General features: G+C 64.0%; 17 protein-coding genes. 10 read left to right on the top strand and 7 right to left on the bottom strand.

Annotated features, from left to right (window positions below; translation table 11 throughout):
• Positions 1-10: 10 nt before the first annotated feature.
• From ACSKT0_RS23310 to ACSKT0_RS23300, 3 genes are read right to left on the bottom strand one after another with little or no spacing between them, the layout of a single operon-like run.
• Entirely contained in the window at positions 11-934 is a 924-nt protein-coding gene (locus tag ACSKT0_RS23310) for a carbohydrate ABC transporter permease (RefSeq protein WP_437771842.1), read from the bottom strand.
• Complete coding sequence (locus ACSKT0_RS23305) at positions 934-1,836, bottom strand: carbohydrate ABC transporter permease (protein ID WP_437771841.1); 903 nt, start codon at positions 1,834-1,836, stop codon at positions 934-936. The genes ACSKT0_RS23310 and ACSKT0_RS23305 overlap by 1 nt, the downstream gene beginning before the upstream one ends.
• 3 nt (positions 1,837-1,839) lie before the next feature.
• The gene (locus ACSKT0_RS23300) at positions 1,840-3,159 is read right to left on the bottom strand and encodes an extracellular solute-binding protein (protein ID WP_437771840.1); all 1,320 of its coding nucleotides are present in this window, start codon (positions 3,157-3,159) and stop codon (positions 1,840-1,842) included.
• Positions 3,160-3,446: 287 nt separating this feature from the next.
• On the opposite strand from ACSKT0_RS23300, the gene ACSKT0_RS23295 reads away from it, so the two are divergent.
• Positions 3,447-4,481, top strand: coding sequence for a LacI family DNA-binding transcriptional regulator (locus ACSKT0_RS23295; protein WP_236813675.1), 1,035 nt, complete (start codon positions 3,447-3,449; stop codon positions 4,479-4,481).
• 369 nt (positions 4,482-4,850) lie between these two features.
• Here ACSKT0_RS23295 and ACSKT0_RS23290 read toward each other — a convergent pair whose 3' ends face one another.
• Positions 4,851-5,720: a MerR family transcriptional regulator gene (locus ACSKT0_RS23290; protein ID WP_437771839.1), complete on the bottom strand. Its 870-nt coding sequence runs from the start codon at positions 5,718-5,720 to the stop codon at positions 4,851-4,853.
• A gap of 130 nt (positions 5,721-5,850) precedes the next feature.
• Here ACSKT0_RS23290 and ACSKT0_RS23285 point away from each other — a divergent pair, with 130 nt between their 5' ends.
• Positions 5,851-6,267 carry a YybH family protein gene (locus ACSKT0_RS23285; protein WP_437771838.1) on the top strand — a complete coding sequence of 139 codons (417 nt, stop codon included), beginning with the start codon at positions 5,851-5,853 and terminating at the stop codon, positions 6,265-6,267.
• Between the two features lie 304 nt (positions 6,268-6,571).
• Positions 6,572-7,066, top strand: coding sequence for a hypothetical protein (locus ACSKT0_RS23280; RefSeq protein WP_437771837.1), 495 nt, complete (start codon positions 6,572-6,574; stop codon positions 7,064-7,066).
• Between the two features lie 482 nt (positions 7,067-7,548).
• Here the strand turns inward: ACSKT0_RS23280 and ACSKT0_RS23275 are convergent, their stop codons facing one another.
• On the bottom strand, positions 7,549-8,238 hold the full coding sequence (locus ACSKT0_RS23275; RefSeq protein ID WP_437771836.1) for a hypothetical protein: 690 nt from the start codon (positions 8,236-8,238) through the stop codon (positions 7,549-7,551).
• 140 nt (positions 8,239-8,378) lie between these two features.
• Here ACSKT0_RS23275 and ACSKT0_RS23270 point away from each other — a divergent pair, with 140 nt between their 5' ends.
• Positions 8,379-8,615: a hypothetical protein gene (locus tag ACSKT0_RS23270; protein ID WP_437771835.1), complete on the top strand. Its 237-nt coding sequence runs from the start codon at positions 8,379-8,381 to the stop codon at positions 8,613-8,615.
• Positions 8,616-8,648: 33 nt separating this feature from the next.
• Here ACSKT0_RS23270 and ACSKT0_RS23265 read toward each other — a convergent pair whose 3' ends face one another.
• The gene (locus tag ACSKT0_RS23265; protein ID WP_437771834.1) at positions 8,649-10,625 is read right to left on the bottom strand and encodes an amino acid transporter; all 1,977 of its coding nucleotides are present in this window, start codon (positions 10,623-10,625) and stop codon (positions 8,649-8,651) included.
• A 384-nt stretch (positions 10,626-11,009) separates the two neighbouring features.
• Between ACSKT0_RS23265 and ACSKT0_RS23260 the strand changes: the two genes are divergently transcribed.
• From ACSKT0_RS23260 to ACSKT0_RS23235, 6 genes are all read left to right on the top strand, one after another.
• Complete coding sequence (locus ACSKT0_RS23260; RefSeq protein ID WP_231497388.1) at positions 11,010-11,090, top strand: potassium-transporting ATPase subunit F; 81 nt, start codon at positions 11,010-11,012, stop codon at positions 11,088-11,090.
• A gap of 6 nt (positions 11,091-11,096) precedes the next feature.
• Entirely contained in the window at positions 11,097-12,764 is a 1,668-nt protein-coding gene (kdpA, locus tag ACSKT0_RS23255) for a potassium-transporting ATPase subunit KdpA (protein ID WP_437771833.1), read from the top strand.
• Entirely contained in the window at positions 12,761-14,899 is a 2,139-nt protein-coding gene (kdpB, locus tag ACSKT0_RS23250) for a potassium-transporting ATPase subunit KdpB (RefSeq protein ID WP_437771832.1), read from the top strand. Before kdpA ends, kdpB begins: the two co-directional genes overlap by 4 nt.
• A gap of 8 nt (positions 14,900-14,907) precedes the next feature.
• On the top strand, positions 14,908-15,516 hold the full coding sequence (gene kdpC / locus ACSKT0_RS23245; protein ID WP_437771831.1) for a K(+)-transporting ATPase subunit C: 609 nt from the start codon (positions 14,908-14,910) through the stop codon (positions 15,514-15,516).
• Positions 15,517-15,590: 74 nt separating this feature from the next.
• Entirely contained in the window at positions 15,591-18,233 is a 2,643-nt protein-coding gene (locus ACSKT0_RS23240) for an ATP-binding protein (protein ID WP_437771830.1), read from the top strand.
• On the top strand, positions 18,230-18,907 hold the full coding sequence (locus ACSKT0_RS23235; RefSeq protein ID WP_437771829.1) for a response regulator: 678 nt from the start codon (positions 18,230-18,232) through the stop codon (positions 18,905-18,907). Before ACSKT0_RS23240 ends, ACSKT0_RS23235 begins: the two co-directional genes overlap by 4 nt.
• On the opposite strand, the gene ACSKT0_RS23230 is transcribed toward ACSKT0_RS23235, so the two are convergent.
• Positions 18,897-20,777: an ABC transporter ATP-binding protein gene (locus tag ACSKT0_RS23230; RefSeq protein WP_437771828.1), complete on the bottom strand. Its 1,881-nt coding sequence runs from the start codon at positions 20,775-20,777 to the stop codon at positions 18,897-18,899. The genes ACSKT0_RS23235 and ACSKT0_RS23230 overlap by 11 nt on opposite strands.
• Positions 20,778-20,871: the final 94 nt, after the last annotated feature.

The following is a 20,871-nucleotide window of genomic DNA, read 5'->3' as shown; positions in this document are numbered from 1 at the left end:
AGAGCGTTGGCTATTTGCTGAATCCGGCGGTCAGCCCGCTGAGCAGCTGGCGGCGGGCCACCACATAGATGACCAGCAGCGGAAGGGTTGCGAGCACCACGGAAGCCAGCACGGCGGGGATGTTGACGCTGAATTCGCCCTGGAAGGTCCACAAAGACAGCGGAAGCACGCGAGTGGACGGGCTCTGGGTCAGGATCAGCGGGAAAAGGAAGCCGTTCCAGACTCCGAGGGCGTTGTAAATGCCCACGGTCACGACTGCCGGCCGCGTCATGGGCAGCGCGAGGCGCCACATCATGGCCCAGTCCGAGCAGCCGTCGAGCCGCATGGACTCGAACAACTCGTTGGGAACGTCGCGCATGAAGTTGCTCAGGATAAGGACGGAGATGGGAATGGCGAACGCGATGGAGGGGAGGATCAACGCCAACAAAGTGTCATAGAGATGAGCCTTCGTGATCATCCAATAGATGGGGATGATCGTGGCGTGCAGGGGAATCGCCAGGCCTAGGAGGAACGTGTTGTTCGTCCACGCCAGGAACCGGCCCTTGCCCCGGACGATCGCGTAGGCGGCCATGAACGAGACAAAGAGTGCCGGTACAACGCTGCCCACTGTGACGATCAGGCTGTTGGCGAAGTACATCGCGAAGTCGTTGTCCAGGACCAACTTGTAGTTGTCGAGGGTCGGCTCGGTGGGCGGCATCATCGGGTTCGAGGTGAAGAACCCGGCTTGGTTCTTCAGGCTGGTCACCACCACGTAGTAGATGGGAACGATGATGATCGCCAGCCAAAGCCAGCCGCCCAGGCCGCCCAGGTAATTGGGACGGAGTCGGCCGGGCCCCTTGGTCCGGTTTGCTCCGAGGCCATGCTTGCGGCCTTGCTTGTTGCTTAGCGCGGTGCGCCTTGCCGGCGGTGCAGGAATCTGGGTCGTGGAAGCCATCAGGCACCTTCCAATTGGCTTGCGTTGCGGTTCTTGCCACCGAGTCTTTGCAGGAGGAGGGCCAGGGCAAGGCCGATCACCACGAGGATGACGCCCAGGGCGCTCGCCGCTCCCATGTCGTTGGCCTTGAAGCCGGTCAGGTACATGTGCAGCGGAAGCAGCCGCGTGGAGTAGCCGGGGCCTCCGCCCGTGAGGACGAAGACGAGATCGAAGTAGGCAAGTGAGCCGACCACCATGAGGGTGGAGGACGTGATGATGGTGTACTTCAACTGGGGCAAGGTGATGGCGAAGAACTGCTGGACGCGCCCGGCGCCGTCGATTTGGGCCGCTTCATACAGCGACACCGGGATCTGGCGCACGCCGCCTTGGTAGATGAGCGTGTGGAACGGAACAAACTGCCAGGCGATCACGAAGACGACGACGAACAGCACCAGATCCGAGTTGCCGAGCCAGTCCTGGGCCAGGAATGGGAGGCCCAGGCCCGGGCCAAGGCCGAAGTTCGGGTCCAAAAGGGCCTTGTAAGCGATGGCGACGGCCGCGGAGGACAGCAGCAGCGGCACGAAGTAGAGGACGGCGAGGGCCGCGCGGTATTTCTGGGATGCGGACGTGAAGACTCCGAGGAGCAAGCTGATGGGAGCCTGGACGATGAACGAGAAGAACATGATCTTGGCGGTCACCCACAGCGCATTGCCGGTGACGGGATCAGTCAGGACCGTGGTCCAGCTCGACAAGCCGTCCAGCTTGATTTCGCCCAGCCCGTCCCATTTGGTGAAGCTGAGGAAGAGCACGCCGAAGAGCGGGATGATGGCGAAGAGGAGGAAGAAGACGAGGGCTGGAGCGGCCAGCCACCCCGACGGGCCCTTTTCAAGGACCCGCCGGGAAGAACCGGTTGAGGTAGACACTGGTTATTTTCCGATCGTGGCGTTCATGGTTGAGACGAACTGATCGGGGCTGATCTTCTTGAGGAAGATCTGGTCCAGGTTCGCCAACATGGCGTCTCCCTGGGCGGGGCTGAGGGCCTGGTCCCAAGAGAGGGTGAAGCTGGGGGCGTTCTTGGCCATGCCGTACACGTAGCTCAGGAAGTCCTTGTCCGGCGATGCGGCCAGCTTGCTTTCGATGCCCGTGGTCACGGGAACGGCTCCGGAGTCGATCAAGGATTGCGTGTCGGCGTCGGTGAACATGCCGCTCTTGACGTAGTCGAGTGCAGCTTTCTTCTGGCTGTCAGTTGCCTTGGAAGAGATCGACCAGAAGTTGGAGGGGTTGCCCACGACGTTGGCCGGATCGCCCTTGCCGCCGGAAACGGCGGGGAAGGTGACGTAGCCCAGCTTGCCGTTCTTGACGAAGTCCGCGGCGTCCTTCTTCATGCTCTGGTAAATCCAGCCACCCTGCAGGATCATGGCGGCCTTGCCGGTGTAGAGGAGGGCCTGGTCCGCGTTGCTGTCGGCCGCGATGGAGGAGAAGCCGTTGGCGAATCCGCCGGCGTCCACCAGGTTCTGGATCTTGCTCAGGGCTTCCTTGACGGCCGGATCGGACCAGGCGCCGGGCTTGTTGGCGGCGATGTTCGCGAAGACATCGGGTCCGCCGATGCGCTCCACCAGGTATTCGAGCCACATCAGGTCAGGCCATTTGGACTGGCCGCCCAGGGAGAAGGGAGCGATTCCTGCAGCCTTGAACCTCGGCACCAATGCCATCAGCTCGTCCCAGGTCTTGGGGGCCTGCGCGCCGATCTTGTCGAAGACTTCCTTGTTGTAGTACAGAACGACGGGCTGCACGTTGTTGTTTGGCAGGGCATACGTCTTGCCGCCGATCACGCCGTTCTTGAGCACGGACGGCAGGTAGCGGTTCTTGACATCCGGGTTTGACGCTACGAAGTCCGACAGGTCGGCCACCTGGCCGGCGTCGACATAGGACTTCAGGACGCCGCCGCCCCAACCGTAAATGAAGGTGGGTCCCTGGCCGGCGCCGACGGCGGTGCGCACCTTGGTCTTGTACGCGTCGTTCGCGAAGAAGTCGAGCTTGACGGTCTCGTCCGGGTGGGCTTTGTTCCATGCATCAATGGACTTCTGAAGTACGGGCTGGTTACCGCCCGTAAGGCCCCACATGGTGGCCGAATCGGCGTTTCCTGCTGAACTTGCCGGTCCACCTGATCCGCAAGCTGCGAGGGAGATCGATACGGCCGCAGCAGTGGCGGCGATCGCCGCTGAGCGCAACGTGAGTTTTAGCATTTGCAATTCCATTCGTCCTCCGGGCTCGACGCTGATTGCCCGGCTATTGGTTTCGGGAGTCCGGCCTTCGGGGAGCGAGGCTGCACTGCCGCTGAATATGCTTGATCCGAATCTTCGAAATATTTCGACAATATTTTCGGTCCGTTAGGCAAATTTAGCTGTGGTGTGGGTCACCGTCAAGGCAAATCAGACATAAAGTTCAACTCTTTTACGAAATGGCGATTGACTCTGCTGGCCTCGCCGCTCAGACTTAGGTCAACGAAACATTTCGAAAGAGTTGAGGATCCATGGCCAGCAGCGAAAGTCCCGCCAAGGTGACATTGGCCGCGATCGCCCGGGAAGCGGGCGTCTCGATGCCGACCGTCTCGAAGGTGGTCAATGGGCGCGAGGACGTTGCGGCTGATACACGTGCCAAAGTTCTGACCGCTTTGGAGCGGACGGGATACAAGTCGCCGCTTCAGCGAAAGAACACAGCCAGCCGCCGGCCCGTGGTGGAGGTTGTCTTCGACACCCTGAATTCGGCGTATGGAGTGGAAGTGCTCAATGGCGTGTTGGAGCACGCGGCCGCCTCCGACGTCGAAGTCCTGCTCAACATCACCGGCCAGCAATCGGCGTCGAAGCTGAGCCTCGAGCAACGGGCGCAGCGGATCGTCGACGAAGGCCGCAGCGGCATGATCGTGGTGACCTCAGCGTTCAGCTCGGCACAATTGGATCCATTTCGACGGCGGCAGATACCAATTGTTGTCATCGACCCGCTCAACCCGCCGCCGGGTGACGTGGTCAGCGTCGGTGCCAGCAATTGGGCCGGAGGCAAGGCCGCAACGGCCCACCTGCTCGATCTAGGGCACCGCAGGATCGCCTATCTGGGCGGGCCGGAAGCGGCCGAGTGCAACCAGGCCCGGCTGCACGGCTACATGGCGGCGCTGATGGCGAAAGGGGTGCCCGTCGAGGAGCGCTACATCCTGTCGGGACCCTTCCGCTCCGAGAACGGGGTGGCGGGAATGAAAACGCTGCTTCAACTCGAAGAGCGCCCAACGGCAATCTTCGCTGCAAGCGACAGCATCGCCTTGGGCGTACTCGCCGAGGCGCGTCGGCAAAAGATCCGCATCCCGGAGGACATCAGCGTGGTGGGATTCGACGGAACCTACCAAGCGGAGGAATCGGTCCCTCCGCTGACGTCCGTATCCCAGCCGCTGCAGGAGATGGGCCGCGCCGCCTTGCGATTCGTCCTACGCCAAATGCGGGGTGACGCGGTGGACTCGCGGCGGGTGGAGCTCGCTACGCACCTAGTGGTCCGCGAATCCACGGCGCCGCCGGCGTAGGCATGTCCCTCCCGATCCTCGCTCACTTTTGGGGGTGTTTTCGCCGACGCGCGCTCACATCTTCAAGCCCAACCGAGGAAATGATCCGCGATCAGGTGCAGCGCCGTTACGGCCTCGACGTGGACAACCTAGGCGTGATGCGTCGGTGGCTGCTGCCCTGACGAAAGCCGAACGGGACCTGCATCCACGCGCTCACTCGCTGACATCTCAAATGCGGAACCCAATCCTGTGCTCACCGGAACGTCCGCATGCTCGTAGGCCCCGCAAGCGGTGGCGGGTGCGGCGCGCCTGCTGGTAGCTCCCCGGAGTTTCGATATCGCCGGTGTCGGCGCGTTCAGCGCCGCAGGTTCCGAGTGCCATCTGCGCCCTCTAACCATCGCCGCCTTCGTGCGTGCGCGCTGCGGGTCCGTCGGGCGACGGTCCGGTGTGGAAGATCGGCCAGCAGATCTCTGTCCGCCACTCGGCCGCCTCTGCGCTCTCGTGGCGCCCAACGGGGTAGTACTCGCGGATCGGGCCGTCCACGGCGAGGGCATGTTCAGCGACGTACGTGCCGAGGGCTCCGTAAGCCAGGTCGATATTCGTATGCGGGCCGCGGTGCACAATCGTCGCCAACTCGACCGCCGGGATGACCAGCGCGTCGACCCGACCCATGGGGTGCAGCGGTCCGGCGCAAGGCACGAAGATCGTCGCCGCTCCGCGCCCGTGGGTGAACAGGTCGGTACTGAAGATCCCGCCAGCCGGCGCGTCGGCGGCCAAGCCCTGGGCGTCGAGCGTCGCGTAGATCTCACCGAGCGCACCCTGGTACCAGGTCAACGCCTCGGCGACGTCCACCGTCTCGGTGATCGAAGCCGCCGGCGTGGCCGGAACGCTCCGGCGCCCGATCTCGGCGCGGGTGCCGCCCGGCGTGCGGGTAAGCAGGTCGCGCAGCGAGGCGACCGCAGACTGGCTGCGCGCCAACTCCCGCTCCATCTGGTTCAGGTGCGCGGCCAGCAGCGCGTTGCGGGTGTCGAGGTCGGGGGCGGCCAGCACCTTGGAGATCTGCTCGACCGGCATGTCCAGGGCGCGGAAGCGGCGGATGATCTGCGCGGTCGGGATCTGCGCGGTGGTGTAGTACCGGTGGCCGGTGCGCCGGTCCACCTCGTCCGGTTCCAGCAGGCCCACTTGGTGGTAATAGCGCAGCGTCTTCACGCTCAGGTGCGTGGCCCTTGCGAAGTCCCCGATCGGCAGTGTCGCGTTCATGCCTTCCACTGTGCCATCTCCCCCAAGGGGAGATACACGGGCGCGCGCGGGTCTTGCACCTCTCCTCGGGGCACGCCGCAGGGTTGTCCGTAGCGGCCGATCAGGGCCGCGAGATGAAGGGAGCAAAGTCATGACGACGACCGAGCAGGACAAGGAAGCCATCATTGCCATCGTCCGCGAGATGGCGGCGTCGATGACCGGTGCGCAGAGCACCCGGCACTGGGCGTCCGACGTGCTGTGGTTCGACATCCCCCCGTTCGCGTCCAGGGGCGTCCCACCGGCGCGCAAGCTGTTCGACGACACCTTCGCCAACTTCGAGTCCTGCAACGTCAAGATCCTCGAACTGGACGCGAAGGTCAACGTGGACATGGGCATCGTCTGCACGGTGCAGAGTACGAACATCGTGCTCAAGAACGGCTCCACCAAGCACGTCATGACCCGGCAGACCGACTGCTTCGAGCGGCGTGAGAACGGCTGGGAACTGATCCACCAGCACGCCTCCGTCCCGGCCGGCGGCGAGTGGGACGGCAAGATCACCAGCGTGTAGGGCCTGATCTGCGACGCGACCGGCCTCCCTGCTGAGCGGATCTCCTCGGCGCATGCCCGTGGTGGCTGCCGGGGTTCTGAGACTTGGCCTGCCCGAGCTAGGCCCGGTTCAGTCCTTCATTTCGCGCGATGCCTTACCACCCTAAGCGCATGGCGAATGCGCTCAAGAACATGTTCGTACTATCCGAAATTATCTTGATCTTTGGATAAAGGTGGATAGGGCGGGATTTATGATTCTGAATACTCCGAATCCTTTTCGGCCCGGTGCGGGCCGGGTACCCCCTGAGCTGGTTGGGCGTTCAGCCGTGCTTTCCGACTTCATGGGCGTTCTTGGCTCGATGGCGGGGAGCGGTGAGGGTGAGCGGCCGTGGATTATTTCCGGACTCCGGGGTGTGGGGAAGACTGTGTTGTTGAACCAGTGTGGACGTAACGCGGTTGACGCTGGTTGGGTTGTCGTCAAGCTTGAAGCTTCCGGTAATCAGCCGTTGGCTGTTCAGCTCGCCAAGGAAATTTATGTCGCACTCCGTAAGGCGGCGACGGTGTCCGAGAAGGTCAAGCAGGCGTTCAAAGAGACCTATTCCGTGTTCCGGTCCTTCCAGATCAAGGTGGACCCCGCCGGTGTTTATGGATTCGGGTTCGACGTCCAGGCAGCTGCCGGAAAGGCGGACAGCGGCCAACTTTCCACGGATGTCGCCGAAATGCTTGAGTCTCTGGGTCTTGCCGCCGGGCCGCCGGCACCGGGGTGCTTCTTGCTGTGGACGAGCTGCTGGAGGCGCCCAAGGACGATCTTGCGGCACTGAACGCCGCGGCAATCGCTCATACAGGCAGGTCTTGTTTACACGCCGCGCCGCGGATGTCTTGCCTTCACCGTCCCGGGGATGGCGGACTACATCAACAGGTACGGACGCTAGGGGGAGTGCGAGATGAAGAGTGCCATCTTTGTGGGACGTAGCCTGACCTGCTGGTGCTCGTCGTCGGCATCCCCACGGCACTGATCATGGTCGCAGGGATCCGCCCCGGCCGTACAAGCAGCAACACCGGCACTTCACTCCGAGACCCACGTCTCCGCGCCACTGACCACGAAAGCCCCCGGCGAGAACTCCGCGCTGCCGAACAAAAAACCAGCCCTGCCGGCGCTCTTCCTAAACACACTGTTGTAGCGGGGGAGTCGTTGTGGTTGTTGGCCGAAAAGCATGGCGGCCTCGGACGGATAGTACGAGAAGTCACCGACCTCATCGGCCACCACGTACCGTTCGGAGGCTTACCATCGCGCGGGTGGGCCTCAGTGCTGGACGCCCGACTGCTGGAGCCCCCGCCCGCGAGGGTGGATCTCGACGTAGTAGATTGATCCCGCGCCTGGGGCGAGGTGCCGGTGTGTCTGGTGGCGGACTGGCCGGTATTCATGGCCGAAAGGGTCCCGCACCGTGGCCTGTTCAAGGTGATCCAGCCCCGCGAGTAGCCCATCGATGTCCCTCAACGTCGCCGGATGCGTTTCTTCTCCATCTACGTCCAGCACCCACGGTGTCCCAGCGGCACTGCGGGCGCGTTCGAGGGTCAAGGTGTCAAACAATTCCGCCACAAGGGCCTCGCCGGTTGCCGGGAAGAAGCGCTGCAAACGATGCGCCGGCAGATTCCGGTGCCGGTCGTTCACCCATGCCTGGCGGAGCCAGCTGAATTCCACCCGCCCGAACGATGGGCCAAGGCAAAGGTTCCTGTCCTTATCCAAGGTGAGGCGGCAGTCATTGCCTTCCCGGTCAAGGACGCAAGCTGCTTCGTCCACGTACTCGAGGTCTTCCAGCATCGCCGCCTCGGACGGGTAATAGGTGAACTCGCCGATGTCATCGACCACGACATAGTCTTGCGGACGCGTGCCCGGGACTGTGTCATCGGGCACCGTGACCTTGGTCAAGGCAATGCGCTTCATGGTGAATTCATCTCCTGCGGAGGACGCGTCCACGGCCCCGTTGGCCATGGATTCCTCTTTTTCATCAGATCACCGAACACGGCGGTCTCCCGGATCTTAATAGTTTCCATATGCCGGCAGGGGCAGATTTAGCATCCTCTTAACGGGCAAGGCTCGAGCATTGGCGGCGGTCATGGCAGACTTCGGCCATGAGTATCGAACACTGGTGGCCGAAGCTGAAGCCGTCCACCCGGAAATGGTTGATTGAGAACAATGGCGACGCGGTGTCCCCGGATGTAGTCGCCGAGATCACCCAAGTTGGAGGCGACGTTACGTCCGATGCGTGGTGGGTTGGTCGGAATGGGTCTTCGGGGTTCTATTTCTCGGACAAGGCGGTCGACTGGATAGAGGCGGAAGCGAACGGCGAAGCACCCGGGGCGCCCTGACAGTAGCGCGATCCGGGCGCCGTGTGGCAACACTTAGCCGACGTGGACCCACGGGCGCCGGCTGACATCGGGTTCGGCTTCACGCAGGACTTCACGGGTGACCGGGGCGATCTCCCCTTCGCCGAGGAACAGGAAGCGAAGGAGGTTGATGACCGGGTTGCCTTCGGTCCAGCGGAAGTAGATGTGCGGCATGAGGCCGGTCACGTCACGGATGTGCAGCAGCACGGAGGCGATGGTGTTGGGGACAACGGGGCCGTGCACTTCAAGGATCTGGTGTCCGTGCCGAACCACGCCACGGACTTCGAGTGCGGTTTCGAAGTCGGACGAATCGTCCACAATCACTTCCAGGAAGAGGGCCTGGTAATCCACCGGAATGTGGCTGACCTCGATGGCTGAGGTGAGTTTGTCCCGGTAGGCCTCTGCGGTGAGGCGGAGCGGTTCGTGGGCGATGAGCGCAATCGGGCCGCTCAGGTTGGTGGACATGAATTCCAGTGCCTGGCGGTCCAGATGGACGTGGGTGGCGTGCAGTTCAAAGGAGCGCCGGATCCTGGAAAGCAGGGAGATCACAATGATCCCGACGATAAAGATCGCGGCGATCCGGATGCCTTCGGGACGTTCGAAGATGTTGGCAATTGTTGTGTAGATGAAGACGAGGGCGATGATGCCGAATCCGACAACGCGCTTGCGCTGCCTCAAGCGGCGCGCGGAGAGGGTCACCGCGACGGCTGCCGATGTCATCAGCACCAACACGCCGGTGGCGTATGCGCCACCCTGGGCGTCGACGTCGGCGTTGAAAAGAAAGGTGATCAGGAACCCGATGAGGGTGAACACCAACACCAGGGGGCGAACTGCCCGGGCCCATCCCGGTGCCATTCCATATCGCGGTAGGTACCGCGGGACCAGGTTCAGCAGACCGGCCATGGCGGAGGCGCCGGCGAACCACAAGATGGCGATGGTGCTGAGGTCGTAGACAGTGCCGAATCCCACGCCGAGATATTGGTGCGCGAGGAATGCGAGGGCACGTCCATCGGCCTGGCCGCCGGGCTGGAATTCCTTCTCCGGAATCAGCACCACGGTGGTGAAGCTGGTAGCGATCAGGAATGAGCTCATGATGACTGCCGCGGTGGTCAGGAGGCGGCGGGTTCCCTTGATCCGTCCGGCAGGGTTTTCCTCGGTGTCCGAAGCGCGTCCGCGGATCTGGGGCATCACGGCGACTCCGGTCTCGAAACCGGACAGGCCCAAGGCGAGTTTGGGGAAAACGAGTAGCGCGATGCCGACCACCATGAAGGGGTTTCCGTGCGACGTCGACAGTTCATGCCACCAGTCGCCTACAGCGACCGGATGGGCGAACACTTCCACAAACGTTGAGAACACGACGACGACGTTGAGGCCCAGATAGACGATGACGAGGACCACCGCCACGCCAATGGCTTCCTTGAATCCGCGCAGGAATACCGCGGCAAGCAGGGCCAGCAGGAACAACGTAACCAGGATGTTCTGTCCCTGTAGCCAGCCCGGGGCGAGCGGATTTTGGATCGCGTGCGCCGTGGCGTCTGCGGCCGAGAGGGTCATGGTGATCATGAAGTCCGTCGCCGCGAACCCGAGGAGAACGAGAACCAGGAGCTTTCCTCCCCAGCGAGGCAAGAGGCGCTCAAGCATGGCGATGGATCCCTCGCCGCGGTGGCTTTCCCCCGCGACGCGGTGGTACACCGGCAGGGCGCCCAGCAGCGTGACGGCCACCAGGACGATGGTGGCCAAGGGGGAGATCACTCCCGCAGCCAAGGCTGCGATGGCGGGCTGGTAGCCGAGGGTGGAGAAATAGTCGACGCCGGTGAGGCACATGACCTGCCACCACGAATGCTTCTTCAGGTGGGGATCGCCCACCGCTCCGGGGCCTTGGTGTGATCCTTTGGAGTCCTGCAGTCCGAACAACAGCCATGTCCGCAAGGAGGCCATGCCCCCGGGCCGTGGTGCCGAAGGGTCGGCCGGCGGCCTGCTCAATGTAGTCATGGTGTCCTTTCCGCGCGACGCGCAGGCACCGCGATCATTGCTGAAGATAGCACCGACTACAGGTGTTTTCGCTGGTTGAAGCCGATCTTGATGAATCCTTAACGTCGACTTCCCGGAATCCACCCGCACCTGTTAAGAAGCCGTCAAGATTCGGCCCTGCCGTGTTAAGGAACCATCAGGAACCGATTTTCGCCGGCTGCCAGAGAGTTGACTGACATCAGCCCCGCAAACGGGGCACGGATGAAAGGACGTTCCAGTGGCCGACGTGGCTGTTGTGGGGATCTTCGTGGTGTCGATGGGGATCGTGATGTGGATTGCCCACCTTCTGGGCAAAATCGTCGACGGCGATGGGCCGGTGAACGGGCAGTGAGCGCGGACGCCGTGATGTGGTTGGTCCTGTTCATTGCAGGCCTGTGTCTGTTCGGCTACCTGCTGGCCGTCTTGATCCACCCGGAAAAGTGGTGATTCCGGATGGTCTTCAGTATTGCCTCCTTTGTCACCCAGGTGGCCGTTCTGCTTTTGCTGCTGATCTTGGTGCACAAGCCGCTGGGCGTCTACCTTGCCCGCGTGTTTGAGGGCAAGAAGTCAACCCGTGTGGAGCGGCTGTTCTACAGGTTGGCCGGAGTGGATGCGGGCGCTGAACAGAGCTGGTCGATCTACCTACGCAGCGTCCTGGTCTTCTCTGCCGTGTCCATCCTGGTGGTGTTCCTCCTCCAGCGGCTCCAAGGCGTCCTGCCCGGGAACAATTCCCTCCCCGGCGTAGATCCTTGGACGGCCATGAACACGGCCATCTCCTTCGCCACGAACACCAATTGGCAGACGTACACCCCTGAGACCACCATGGGCATCTTCGTGCAAATGTGCCTGCTGGCCGTGCAGAACTTCCTCTCTGCCGCCGTCGGAATCGTGGTGGTGGTCGCCCTGATCCGCGGCATCGCGCGCACCCGGACGGACAGGCTGGGGAATTTCTGGGTGGACCTGGCCCGCACCTCGTCCCGTGTACTGCTCCCCATGGCCGCGCTTGCGGCCGTCGTGATGGTGATTGGCGGCGTCGTGCAGAATTTCTGGTCTACCGACGTCGTCAACCAAGCAACAGGTGTCACCCAGACCATCCCCGGCGGGCCGGTAGCCTCCCAGGAAGCCATCAAGATCCTCGGCACCAACGGCGGCGGCTACTTCAACGCGAATTCGGCCCATCCGTTCGAGAACCCGAACGTCTTCATCAGCCTGTTCCAGGTCTTCTTGATCCTGCTCATTCCTTCCGCGTTGCCGTACGCCTATGGCCGCATGGTCGGGGACCAGCGGCAGGGGTACACCGTCGTTGGCGTCATGGGCACGCTCTGGCTGGCGTCCACGATGCTGATGGGTTGGGCCGTTGCCGGCGCGCAAGGGACGGCAACCGCAGTGGCGGGCGGTCTGGGCGAGGGCTTCGAGCAGCGCTTCGGCGCGGCCCAGAGTTCGATCTTTGCCACGGCCACTACCTTGACTTCCACGGGGGCAATCAACGTTGCCCATGATTCCCTGCCGCCACTTGCTGGCGGGGTGGCCATGGTCAACATGATGCTCGGCGAAGTAGCCCCCGGCGGTACGGGGTCGGGGCTTTATGGCCTGCTCGTACTCGCGATTGTCTCCGTGTTCATCGCCGGTCTCATGGTGGGCCGCACACCGGAATTCCTGGGCAAGAAAGTCGGGCCCCGGGAAATGAAGCTGGCAGCCATGTACATCCTGGTTACGCCCGTCGTCGTGCTGGCCACGGCCGGAGTCACGGTCCTGCTTCCGGACGCCGTGGCCAACGCACCTGCCTCCGGACCACACCAATTCAGCGAAGTGCTCTACGCCTTCACCTCCGGAGCCAACAACAACGGCTCGGCCTTCGCCGGGATCACCACCTCGGGCCCATACTTGTCCACCATGCTTGGAATCTCCATGCTGCTGGGCCGCTTCCTGCCGATCGTGCTAGTGCTGGCCTTGGCTGGTTCCCTGGCGAAACAACCCCGGATCCCGGCGTCCTCCGGAACCGTCCCGACCCATGGCTGGCTCTTCGGCTCCCTTTTGCTCAGCGTCACAGTCATCATGACCGCCTTGAGCTACTTCCCGGCCCTTGCCTTGGGCCCCCTCGCAGAAGGACTCCTCAAATGACCCGGTCCAACACGGCATTAGCCTCGGACACCGCCGCCCAGACCTACGCGGACGGAAATCCCCTCGGTACACCGGGGGAGCACAAGCACCACACCAAGGCGCCGGCCAAGCTGGACCTTGCCAGCATCCGGACCGCCCTGCCGGTCGCAGTACGGAAGCTGGCGCCGCGGCAGATGATCCATTCTCCGGTGATGTTCACCGTGCTGGTCGGGGCGGCTCTCTGCACAGCCATTTGCATCCTCAAACCCGCCGTGTTCGGCATTGCGGTGACAGCCTGGCTCTGGCTGACGGTGCTCTTCGGAACCCTCTCGGAGGCCATTGCCGAGGGACGGGGCAAGGCCCAGGCGGACAGCCTTCGGGCCAGCAGGAAAGGCGTTGTCGCCAGGCTCCGCCAGGCCGACGGTACCCTCAAGGAGGTGCCGGGAACGGAACTGCGGAAGAACGACGTCGTCATTTGCGAAGCCGGGGACGTCATCCCTTCCGATGGCGAGATCATCGAAGGCCTGGCGAGCGTGGATGAATCGACCATCACTGGTGAATCGGCGCCCGTGATCCGTGAGTCCGGCGGCGACCGCTCCTCGGTGACCGGCGGTACCAAGGTCCTTTCGGACCGCATCGCCGTCCGCATTACGGCTGAGGCGGGCGAAACATTCATCGACAGGATGATCAAGCTCGTGGAAGGCGCAGTCCGGCAAAAGACGCCCAACGAAATCGCACTCCACGTCCTCCTTGTCTCCCTCACCATCGTGTTCCTGGCGGTCACGGTGAGCCTGGCGCCGTTCGCTTCCCTGGCAGGGGCCACGCCGTCCCCGATTGTCCTGGTGGCGCTGCTTGTCTGCCTGATCCCGACCACTATCGGGGCGCTGGTGCCGGCCATCGGCATCGCAGGCATGGACCGCTTGGTGCAGCACAACGTCCTGGCCACATCCGGCCGCGCGGTGGAGACCGCCGGAGACATCACCACGCTTCTACTCGACAAGACCGGCACCATCACCTATGGCAATCGGCGCGCGGTCAATTTCTTCCCCGCTAACAACGTCGATCGAGCCGAACTCATCGAGGCGGCCCGCCTCTCGAGCCTGGCCGATGAGACGCCGGAGGGACGCTCCATCGTGGACCTCGCGGCGGAAAAGGGCCTCGGCGGCCCGGACCTGGCCGCTCTCTTGAAGGGCACGGAAGAGTTCGCAGTTGTCGAGTTCAGTGCAAGCACGCGCATGAGCGGCCTGGATCTCGACGGACGGAAGATCCGCAAGGGCGCCGCAACCGCCGTCGCGAAGTTCGTGGCGGACGCCGGCGGGCACACGCCCGCCGAGGTCGACCGCAAGGTGCAGGAGATCTCTGCCCAGGGCGGCACCCCGCTGTTGGTGGCCGGCGTCGGGCACGACGGCGGAGCCCGGGTCCTGGGCACCATCCACCTCGCCGACGTGGTCAAGCCCGGGATGCACGCCCGCTTCGCGGAACTACGGAAGATGGGCATCAGGACCGTGATGATCACGGGTGACAACCCCATTACGGCGAAGGCGATCGCCGCCGAAGCCGGGGTGGATCACTTCGTTGCTGAAGCCACCCCGGAAGACAAGATGGCCGTCATCAAGGAAGAACAGGCCGAAGGCCGGCTGGTTGCCATGACCGGCGACGGCACCAACGATGCCCCCGCGCTGGCCGCGGCGGACGTCGGAGTGGCCATGAACTCGGGCACGCCGGCAGCCAAGGAAGCCGCCAACATGGTGGACCTGGACTCGGACCCCACCAAGCTCATCAACATTGTGGGCATCGGCAAGCAGCTGCTCATCACCCGCGGCGCCCTGACCACGTTCTCGGTCGCCAACGACGTCGCGAAGTACTTCGCAATTGTTCCGGCGCTGTTCACGGGCGCGTTTCCGGGGCTCGGCCTCTTGAACATCATGGGCCTGGCATCGCCGTCCTCGGCCATCCTGTCCGCGGTGATCTTCAACGCCTTGATCATCATCGCCCTGGTTCCGCTCGCCCTGCGCGGCGTCAAGTACCGCGCTGTCTCGGCAAACCAGGCGCTGGCCAGGAACCTGGCCATCTACGGCCTCGGCGGGCTCATAGCTCCCTTCATCGGGATCAAGCTCATCGACCTGCTCATTTCCCTCATCCCCGGCATCGGCTAGGAGCCACCATGAACACCCTTCCCGGCTATCTTCGGCAAGCAGGAACGGCCCTGCGGTTCCTGCTCCTCGCCACCGTTGTCCTCGGATTGATTTACCCACTGGCGATTTTCGGCATCGGGCAGGCCGTTGCGCCGTTCCAGGCCAACGGCTCCATCGTGAAAGACTCGGCTGGAAACCCGGCCGCCTCGGCGCTGATTGCGCAAGTTTCCGCCAACGACGCCGGCACCCAGAGCCCGCTGTGGTTCCACGCCCGCCCTTCGGCGGCCAAGTGGGACCCGGGGGCGTCAACCGCCAGCAACCTTGGACCTAACGATCCCAAACTGCTCGACGCCATCAAAGCCAACCGTGCCGCCGTGGCCGCCGCAGAGGGGGTCAAGGAGTCCGACGTCCCCACCGATGCCGTGACCGCGAGTGGCTCCGGGCTGGACCCCCAGATCTCGGTGGCCTACGCTCGGCTCCAGGTGCCGAGGGTGGCCAAGGCGCACGGGCTGAGTCCTGAGACGGTGCAGGCCATGGTGGACCGCCGCACGGTCACGGGACTCGAGGCCTTCCTGGCGCAGTCGTCCGTCAATGTTACGCAGTTGAACCTGGACGTAGCCGCAGCGGCCGCCAAGTGACGGAAACCGGGCAAGCGAGCGTGGCCTGCTCAGCGCGGGGAACCGCCGCGTTCAACAAGTGAAAGAATGACCACATGGCACGGGCAACGCTGCGCATTTTCCTCGGGGCAGCCCCGGGAGTAGGGAAGACCTACGCCATGCTTGAAGAGGCCCACCGGCTCCGCGGGCGCGGTGAAGATGTAGTGGTGGCCTTCGCCATGGATCATGGGCGCAGCGACACCCGGGCCTTGATGGATGGATTGGAAGTCATTCCACCGCACAGCATCGCGTACCGGGATACCAGCTTTGAAGAGATGGACGTCGACGCGGTCCTGGTACGTAAGCCGCGCACCGCCGTCGTCGATGAATACGCCCACTCGAATATCCCAGGAAGCCGAAATCCCAAGCGTTGGCAGGACGTCGAGGAACTGCTCGACGCCGGTATCAACGTCCTCTCCACCGTCAACGTGCAGCATCTGGCATCCCTCGGTGACGTCGTAAGTGCCATCACCGACGTCCGGCAGGCGGAGACAGTGCCCGACGACGTCGTGCGGCGTGCCGATCAAATACACCTTGTGGACATCTCCCCCGAGCTGCTGCGGCAACGGCTGGGCGACGGCAAAATCTACTCGGCGGACAAGATCGACGCAGCCCTTTCCAACTATTTCCGGATGGGCAACCTGACGGCATTACGGGAACTGGCCTTGCTGTGGCTGGCCGATCGCGTGGACGAAGGGCTCGCGAAGTACCGTTTGGAACAGGGGATCGAGGCGAGCTGGCCAGCCCGCGAACGCATAGTCGTCGGCCTCACAGGCGGCCCTGAAGGAGAAGTCCTCGTCCGCCGCGCCGCCCGGATCCTCAAGCGCGTCAACGGCGGCGACTTGCTCGCGGTGCATGTCCGCGCGGCCGATGGCGTGGCGTCGGAATCTCCGCAGGCGTTGGAATCCCAGCGCCTTTTGGTCCGGGATTTGGGCGGCAGTTACCACACGGTGGCGGGGGAGGATCCGGCAAAGGCCTTGCTGGACTTCGCCCGCAGCGTGAACGCGACGCAGATCGTCGTCGGGATTTCCCGACGACGGAGCCTTGTCGCCCGGCTGACCGGCCGGGGGATCGGCAACCGGGTGGTCCGTGACTCCGGCGATATTGACGTGCACATGGTTTCGCATCCGCTGGGTGGCCGGGGCGTCGACCGTCGGCGGCAGCGGGACCTTGGCCGCACCAGGGTGATCGTCGGATTTGCCATGGCGGTGGTCCTTCCGGTTCTTTTGCAGCTCCTGCTGGCCGCGAGCCCTTCGCACAGCATTGCGACGGCCGTGCTCCTCCAGCTCACGGGCTCGGTTGCCGTGGCGCTGGTCGGCGGGTTGTGGCCTGCCCTGCTCGGTGCCCTGTGGAGCAGCCTGTTGGTGAACTTCTTCTCGATACCGCCCGTGGGAACCCTGACCATCAGCGACCCCGAGAACATCCTCGCGTTGCTCGTCTTCGTGGGTGTTTCAGCCGCAGTAGCCGCCGTCGTGGACGTATCGGCCAGGCGTTCCAAGGAGGCCGCCCGTGCCCGTGCAGAGGCCACCACCCTGGGTGACCTCACGCGGGGGGCATCGAGCGCCGAGGACACTGTCGAGGGACTCTTGAAGCAAGCGCTGGACGTGTTCCAGATGCGCGGTGCCGCGTTGTTCAGGGCGGGGGGCCCGGCTGGCGCGGCGACCGGCGGCTGGCGCCTCGTCGCCAAAGCGGGAGAGGCCGCACCACTACCGCCCGACGGCGGCGAAAACACCGAACAGATCGACGCCGGAACCCGGCTGGTCCTGTCCGGCCGCATCCTGCCGGCCAGCGACCGCCGGTTGCTCAGCGCCTTCGGCGCGCACCTTTCCGCCCAGCTCGAGCGGCGACAACTGGCAGCCAGCCGACGGGAGGTCATGCGCTTGGCCGAGAGCAACACCATGCGCACCTCCATCCTGCGCGCCGTCTCCCACGATTTGCGGACTCCGTTGGCCGGGATCAAGTTGGCCGTGGGCGGCTTGCGGCAAAGCAACGTCCATTACACACCCGAGGAGGAACAGGAACTGCTGGCAACCATCGAGGAATGCTCGGACAGGCTCGACGTCCTCGTGGGTAACCTTCTGGACATGTCCCGCATCACCTCGGACTCAGTGAACGCCCTCATTCGCCCGGTGCGCTGGTACGAGGTGATACCAACTGCGCTCCATGGCATACCGCCGGGACGGGTGCGCGTTGATCTGCCGGGAAACATGCCGGAGATCGACGCCGACTCCGGCATGCTGGAACGCGTCATTGCAAACATCGTGGAGAACGCCATCAAGTACGCTCCGGATTCCGATGTTGTGTTAGTGGGAGCCGCTGGTGGCTTCAGCTCGTCCACCCTGGACGGGAGGCCGTCGGGGGAACTGCGCATCATCGACCACGGCCAAGGCGTTCCCGCCGAAAGCGTGGTCAGGATGTTCCAGCCATTCCAGCGGCTCAACGACGTCCCTTCCACCACCGGAGTTGGCTTGGGGCTCGCAGTAGCGAAGGGATTCACGGAAGCGATGGGAGGAACGCTCACCGCGGAAGCGACTCCGGGCGGTGGCCTGACCATGGTCATTCGGCTTCCGCTGTCCACAGGGGTCGCGTTCCCGCACGAGGAAGCGCAAGCTCCCATGGAAGCGCAATCGGTGCTTTTGCAGCGCCGGCACGTGCCGCCGTCGGGCAGTCCGGATAGCGCCTCCGGGGAGGCGAGATGAGCAACGTCCTGGTAGTCGACGACGATCCCCATATCGTCAAGGCCCTGCGGATCACTCTCCAAGCCCACGGTTACACTGTGGCCACAGCGTCCGACGGCGAATCGGCCTTGCGCTCTGCAGCCCAGCACCCGGTGGGCGTCTTGATCCTCGACCTGGGCTTGCCGGACATCGACGGAACCACGGTCATCACCCGCTTGCGTGAGTGGAGCAGCGTGCCCATCCTGGTCCTCTCCGCCCGGCACGGCTCCGACGACAAGGTTGAAGCCCTGGACGCCGGCGCGGACGACTACATCACCAAGCCCTTCGGACTCGACGAGCTGCTGGCTCGTCTCCGGGCGATCCTGCGGCGGACGTCGGAACCGGGCGAAGAACAGCCGGTGCTGGTCACTGAATCATTCACTGCGGATTTGGCCATGAGACGCGTGACGCGCGACGGCGAAGACGTCCGGCTGACGCCGACAGAGTGGCGGATCCTGGATCTCTTCGTGCGGAATCCCGAGAAGCTGATCACCCAGCAGCAGCTCCTCAGCGAGGTCTGGGGCCCGGCCTACGCCAAGGAAGCCAATTACCTGCGTGTGTACATGGCGCAGCTCCGCCGGAAACTGGAACGGGAGCCCGGGAACCCGCGCCACCTGATCACCGAGGTAGGGATCGGGTACCGTTTCATGCCGTGAGGCGGGCCGCGGAGCCGGCAAACTCCACCGTCCCTCCGGCCTCGGTGAGCCGCGCATACGCGCCGCCGGCATTGCGAAGCTCGGCGGGCGTTCCGAGCTCCACGACCGCTCCGCCAGAGAGGACCGCCAGCTGATCGGCCTTCTCCACCGTCGAGAGCCTGTGGGCGATGGTCAGCGTAGTCCGGCCAACCGCCAGGCGGTCGAGCGCCGCCTGGACCTGGGCCTCCGTGGCGTTGTCCAGGGCGGAGGTGGCCTCGTCGAGGACCAGCACTTTGGGGTTGCGCAGGATGGTTCGGGCAATGGCCAGGCGCTGCTGTTCTCCGCCGGAGAACCGGTGGCCGCGGGCGCCGACCATGGTGTCCAGGCCGTCGGGCAAGCTCGCGATCAGGTCCGCGATCTGCGCGGAGGCCAGCGCGTTCCACAGCACCGCATCGTCCGCTCCGGGCGCCGCCAGCAGCAGGTTTTCCCGGATGGTGTCGTGAATCAAATACGTCTCCTGTGACACGACACCAACGATTTTCGTCAGGTCCTCCGGGGCGATGTCGCGGACGTCCACGCCGTCAACTGTGATCCTCCCGGCGGTGGCGTCATGCAGTCGCGGGACCAGCGAGCCCAGGGTCGATTTCCCGGAGCCCGTGGGTCCAACGATTGCGGTGCTGGTGCCGGCCGGAAGCGTAAGGTCGATGCCGTGCAGGACTTCAGCGCCGCCGTCGTACGCGAAACTGACACCCTCGAAGCGGACCTCGCCGCGTATTGCGGCCGGGTCCAGGGCAACGGGCTGCACCGGGGCAGTGATCTCGGGAGCCAAGTCCAGGTACTCAAAGATGCGGCTGAACAGGGCCATCGCGGTGACCCATTGGACGCCGAGGTCCAGCAGGCTCATGACGGGGCGGAAGATGGCGGACTGCAGGGCGGTGAACGCCACGAGCGTGCCGATGGTCATGCCTCCGCTGGTGACGGGCAATCCAGCGGCCAGGTAGATCAGCGCCGGAATGGCCGAGAAGATGATGCCCATGGTGGACATCCGCCAGCGGCCGGCCAACTGGGATCGCATCTCCAGGCCGATCAGCCGTTTGGAGCTTTCCGTGTAACGGCGGGCGTCGCGCTTGGTGGTCCCGAGGGTTTTGGAGAGCCGGACGCCGGAGACCGACAGGCCTTCCTCGACCTGGGTGTTCATGGTGGCCAGTTCACTCTGCAGCGTGGACGTGATGTTGCGCCGGAGCAAGGCCACGCGGCGGGTGAACCAGACCGCCGGCGGGATCACGATCAGGGACAGGAGCGAGAGCCCTGGCGAAATGGCCACCATGGCGATGGCGGTGGCAATGGCCGTGGTCAGATTGGACGCGACACCGGTGGCGGTGGAGGTGATGACTTGCTGCAGGCCGGAAATATCGTTGTTCAACCGCGACTGCACCTCGCCGCTGCGGGTCCGGGTAAAGAATCCGAGCGATTGCTTCTGCAAGTGGGTGAACAGTCGCGTGCGCAGGGTATGCATGATCTTCTGGCCCATGCCCGTGGTCATCCAGGTCTGTAGCACGCCAATGAGTGCGGTTGCGGCGGCCACCGCGATCAGTCCGGCGGCCAGCCACGCGAGAAGCGGCAGATCCTTTCCGGGCAGCGCGACGTCTATGATGTGGCGGACCAGGAACGGCTGCGCGAGGCCGATGATGCTGGAAGCGCTGATGAGAAGCACGACGGCGGCAATGGTCACTTTGTGCGGTGTGAACAGCCCCGCGATCCGTTTGAGGCGCACGGGATGCTGTTTCAGCTGGGTGCGGTCGGCAGGATTGAGGCGGGCGGGGCCGCGGCCGGGACTTCGGGCTCCAGCGCCCGGTCGATGGGGATTTTGGGTGAGGATGTTCTCCGTCATAAGCACCACCTCCAGTGGCGAGCGGGGCGCGGGAATCGCGCCTACTAATGCAGAGGTTACCTCACTATGTGGTTACTGGTCAAATTGCTAGACT

The organism is Arthrobacter sp. KNU40 (genome assembly GCF_051515115.1).
GTDB lineage: Bacteria > Actinomycetota > Actinomycetes > Actinomycetales > Micrococcaceae > Arthrobacter.
This window is presented reverse-complemented; position numbering and strand designations above follow the sequence as displayed.

Coding starts and splice junctions, on each gene's coding strand:
- ACSKT0_RS23310 (WP_437771842.1), bottom strand. CDS start 934: ATGGCTTCCACGACCCAGATTCCTGCACCGCCGGCAAGGCGCACCGCG.
- ACSKT0_RS23300 (WP_437771840.1), bottom strand. CDS start 3,159: ATGCTAAAACTCACGTTGCGCTCAGCGGCGATCGCCGCCACTGCTGCG.
- ACSKT0_RS23295 (WP_236813675.1), top strand. CDS start 3,447: ATGGCCAGCAGCGAAAGTCCCGCCAAGGTGACATTGGCCGCGATCGCC.
- ACSKT0_RS23290 (WP_437771839.1), bottom strand. CDS start 5,720: ATGAACGCGACACTGCCGATCGGGGACTTCGCAAGGGCCACGCACCTG.
- ACSKT0_RS23285 (WP_437771838.1), top strand. CDS start 5,851: ATGACGACGACCGAGCAGGACAAGGAAGCCATCATTGCCATCGTCCGC.
- ACSKT0_RS23275 (WP_437771836.1), bottom strand. CDS start 8,238: ATGGCCAACGGGGCCGTGGACGCGTCCTCCGCAGGAGATGAATTCACC.
- ACSKT0_RS23270 (WP_437771835.1), top strand. CDS start 8,379: ATGAGTATCGAACACTGGTGGCCGAAGCTGAAGCCGTCCACCCGGAAA.
- ACSKT0_RS23265 (WP_437771834.1), bottom strand. CDS start 10,625: ATGACTACATTGAGCAGGCCGCCGGCCGACCCTTCGGCACCACGGCCC.
- ACSKT0_RS23260 (WP_231497388.1), top strand. CDS start 11,010: ATGTGGTTGGTCCTGTTCATTGCAGGCCTGTGTCTGTTCGGCTACCTG.
- kdpA (WP_437771833.1), top strand. CDS start 11,097: ATGGTCTTCAGTATTGCCTCCTTTGTCACCCAGGTGGCCGTTCTGCTT.
- kdpB (WP_437771832.1), top strand. CDS start 12,761: ATGACCCGGTCCAACACGGCATTAGCCTCGGACACCGCCGCCCAGACC.
- kdpC (WP_437771831.1), top strand. CDS start 14,908: ATGAACACCCTTCCCGGCTATCTTCGGCAAGCAGGAACGGCCCTGCGG.
- ACSKT0_RS23240 (WP_437771830.1), top strand. CDS start 15,591: ATGGCACGGGCAACGCTGCGCATTTTCCTCGGGGCAGCCCCGGGAGTA.
- ACSKT0_RS23235 (WP_437771829.1), top strand. CDS start 18,230: ATGAGCAACGTCCTGGTAGTCGACGACGATCCCCATATCGTCAAGGCC.
- ACSKT0_RS23230 (WP_437771828.1), bottom strand. CDS start 20,777: ATGACGGAGAACATCCTCACCCAAAATCCCCATCGACCGGGCGCTGGA.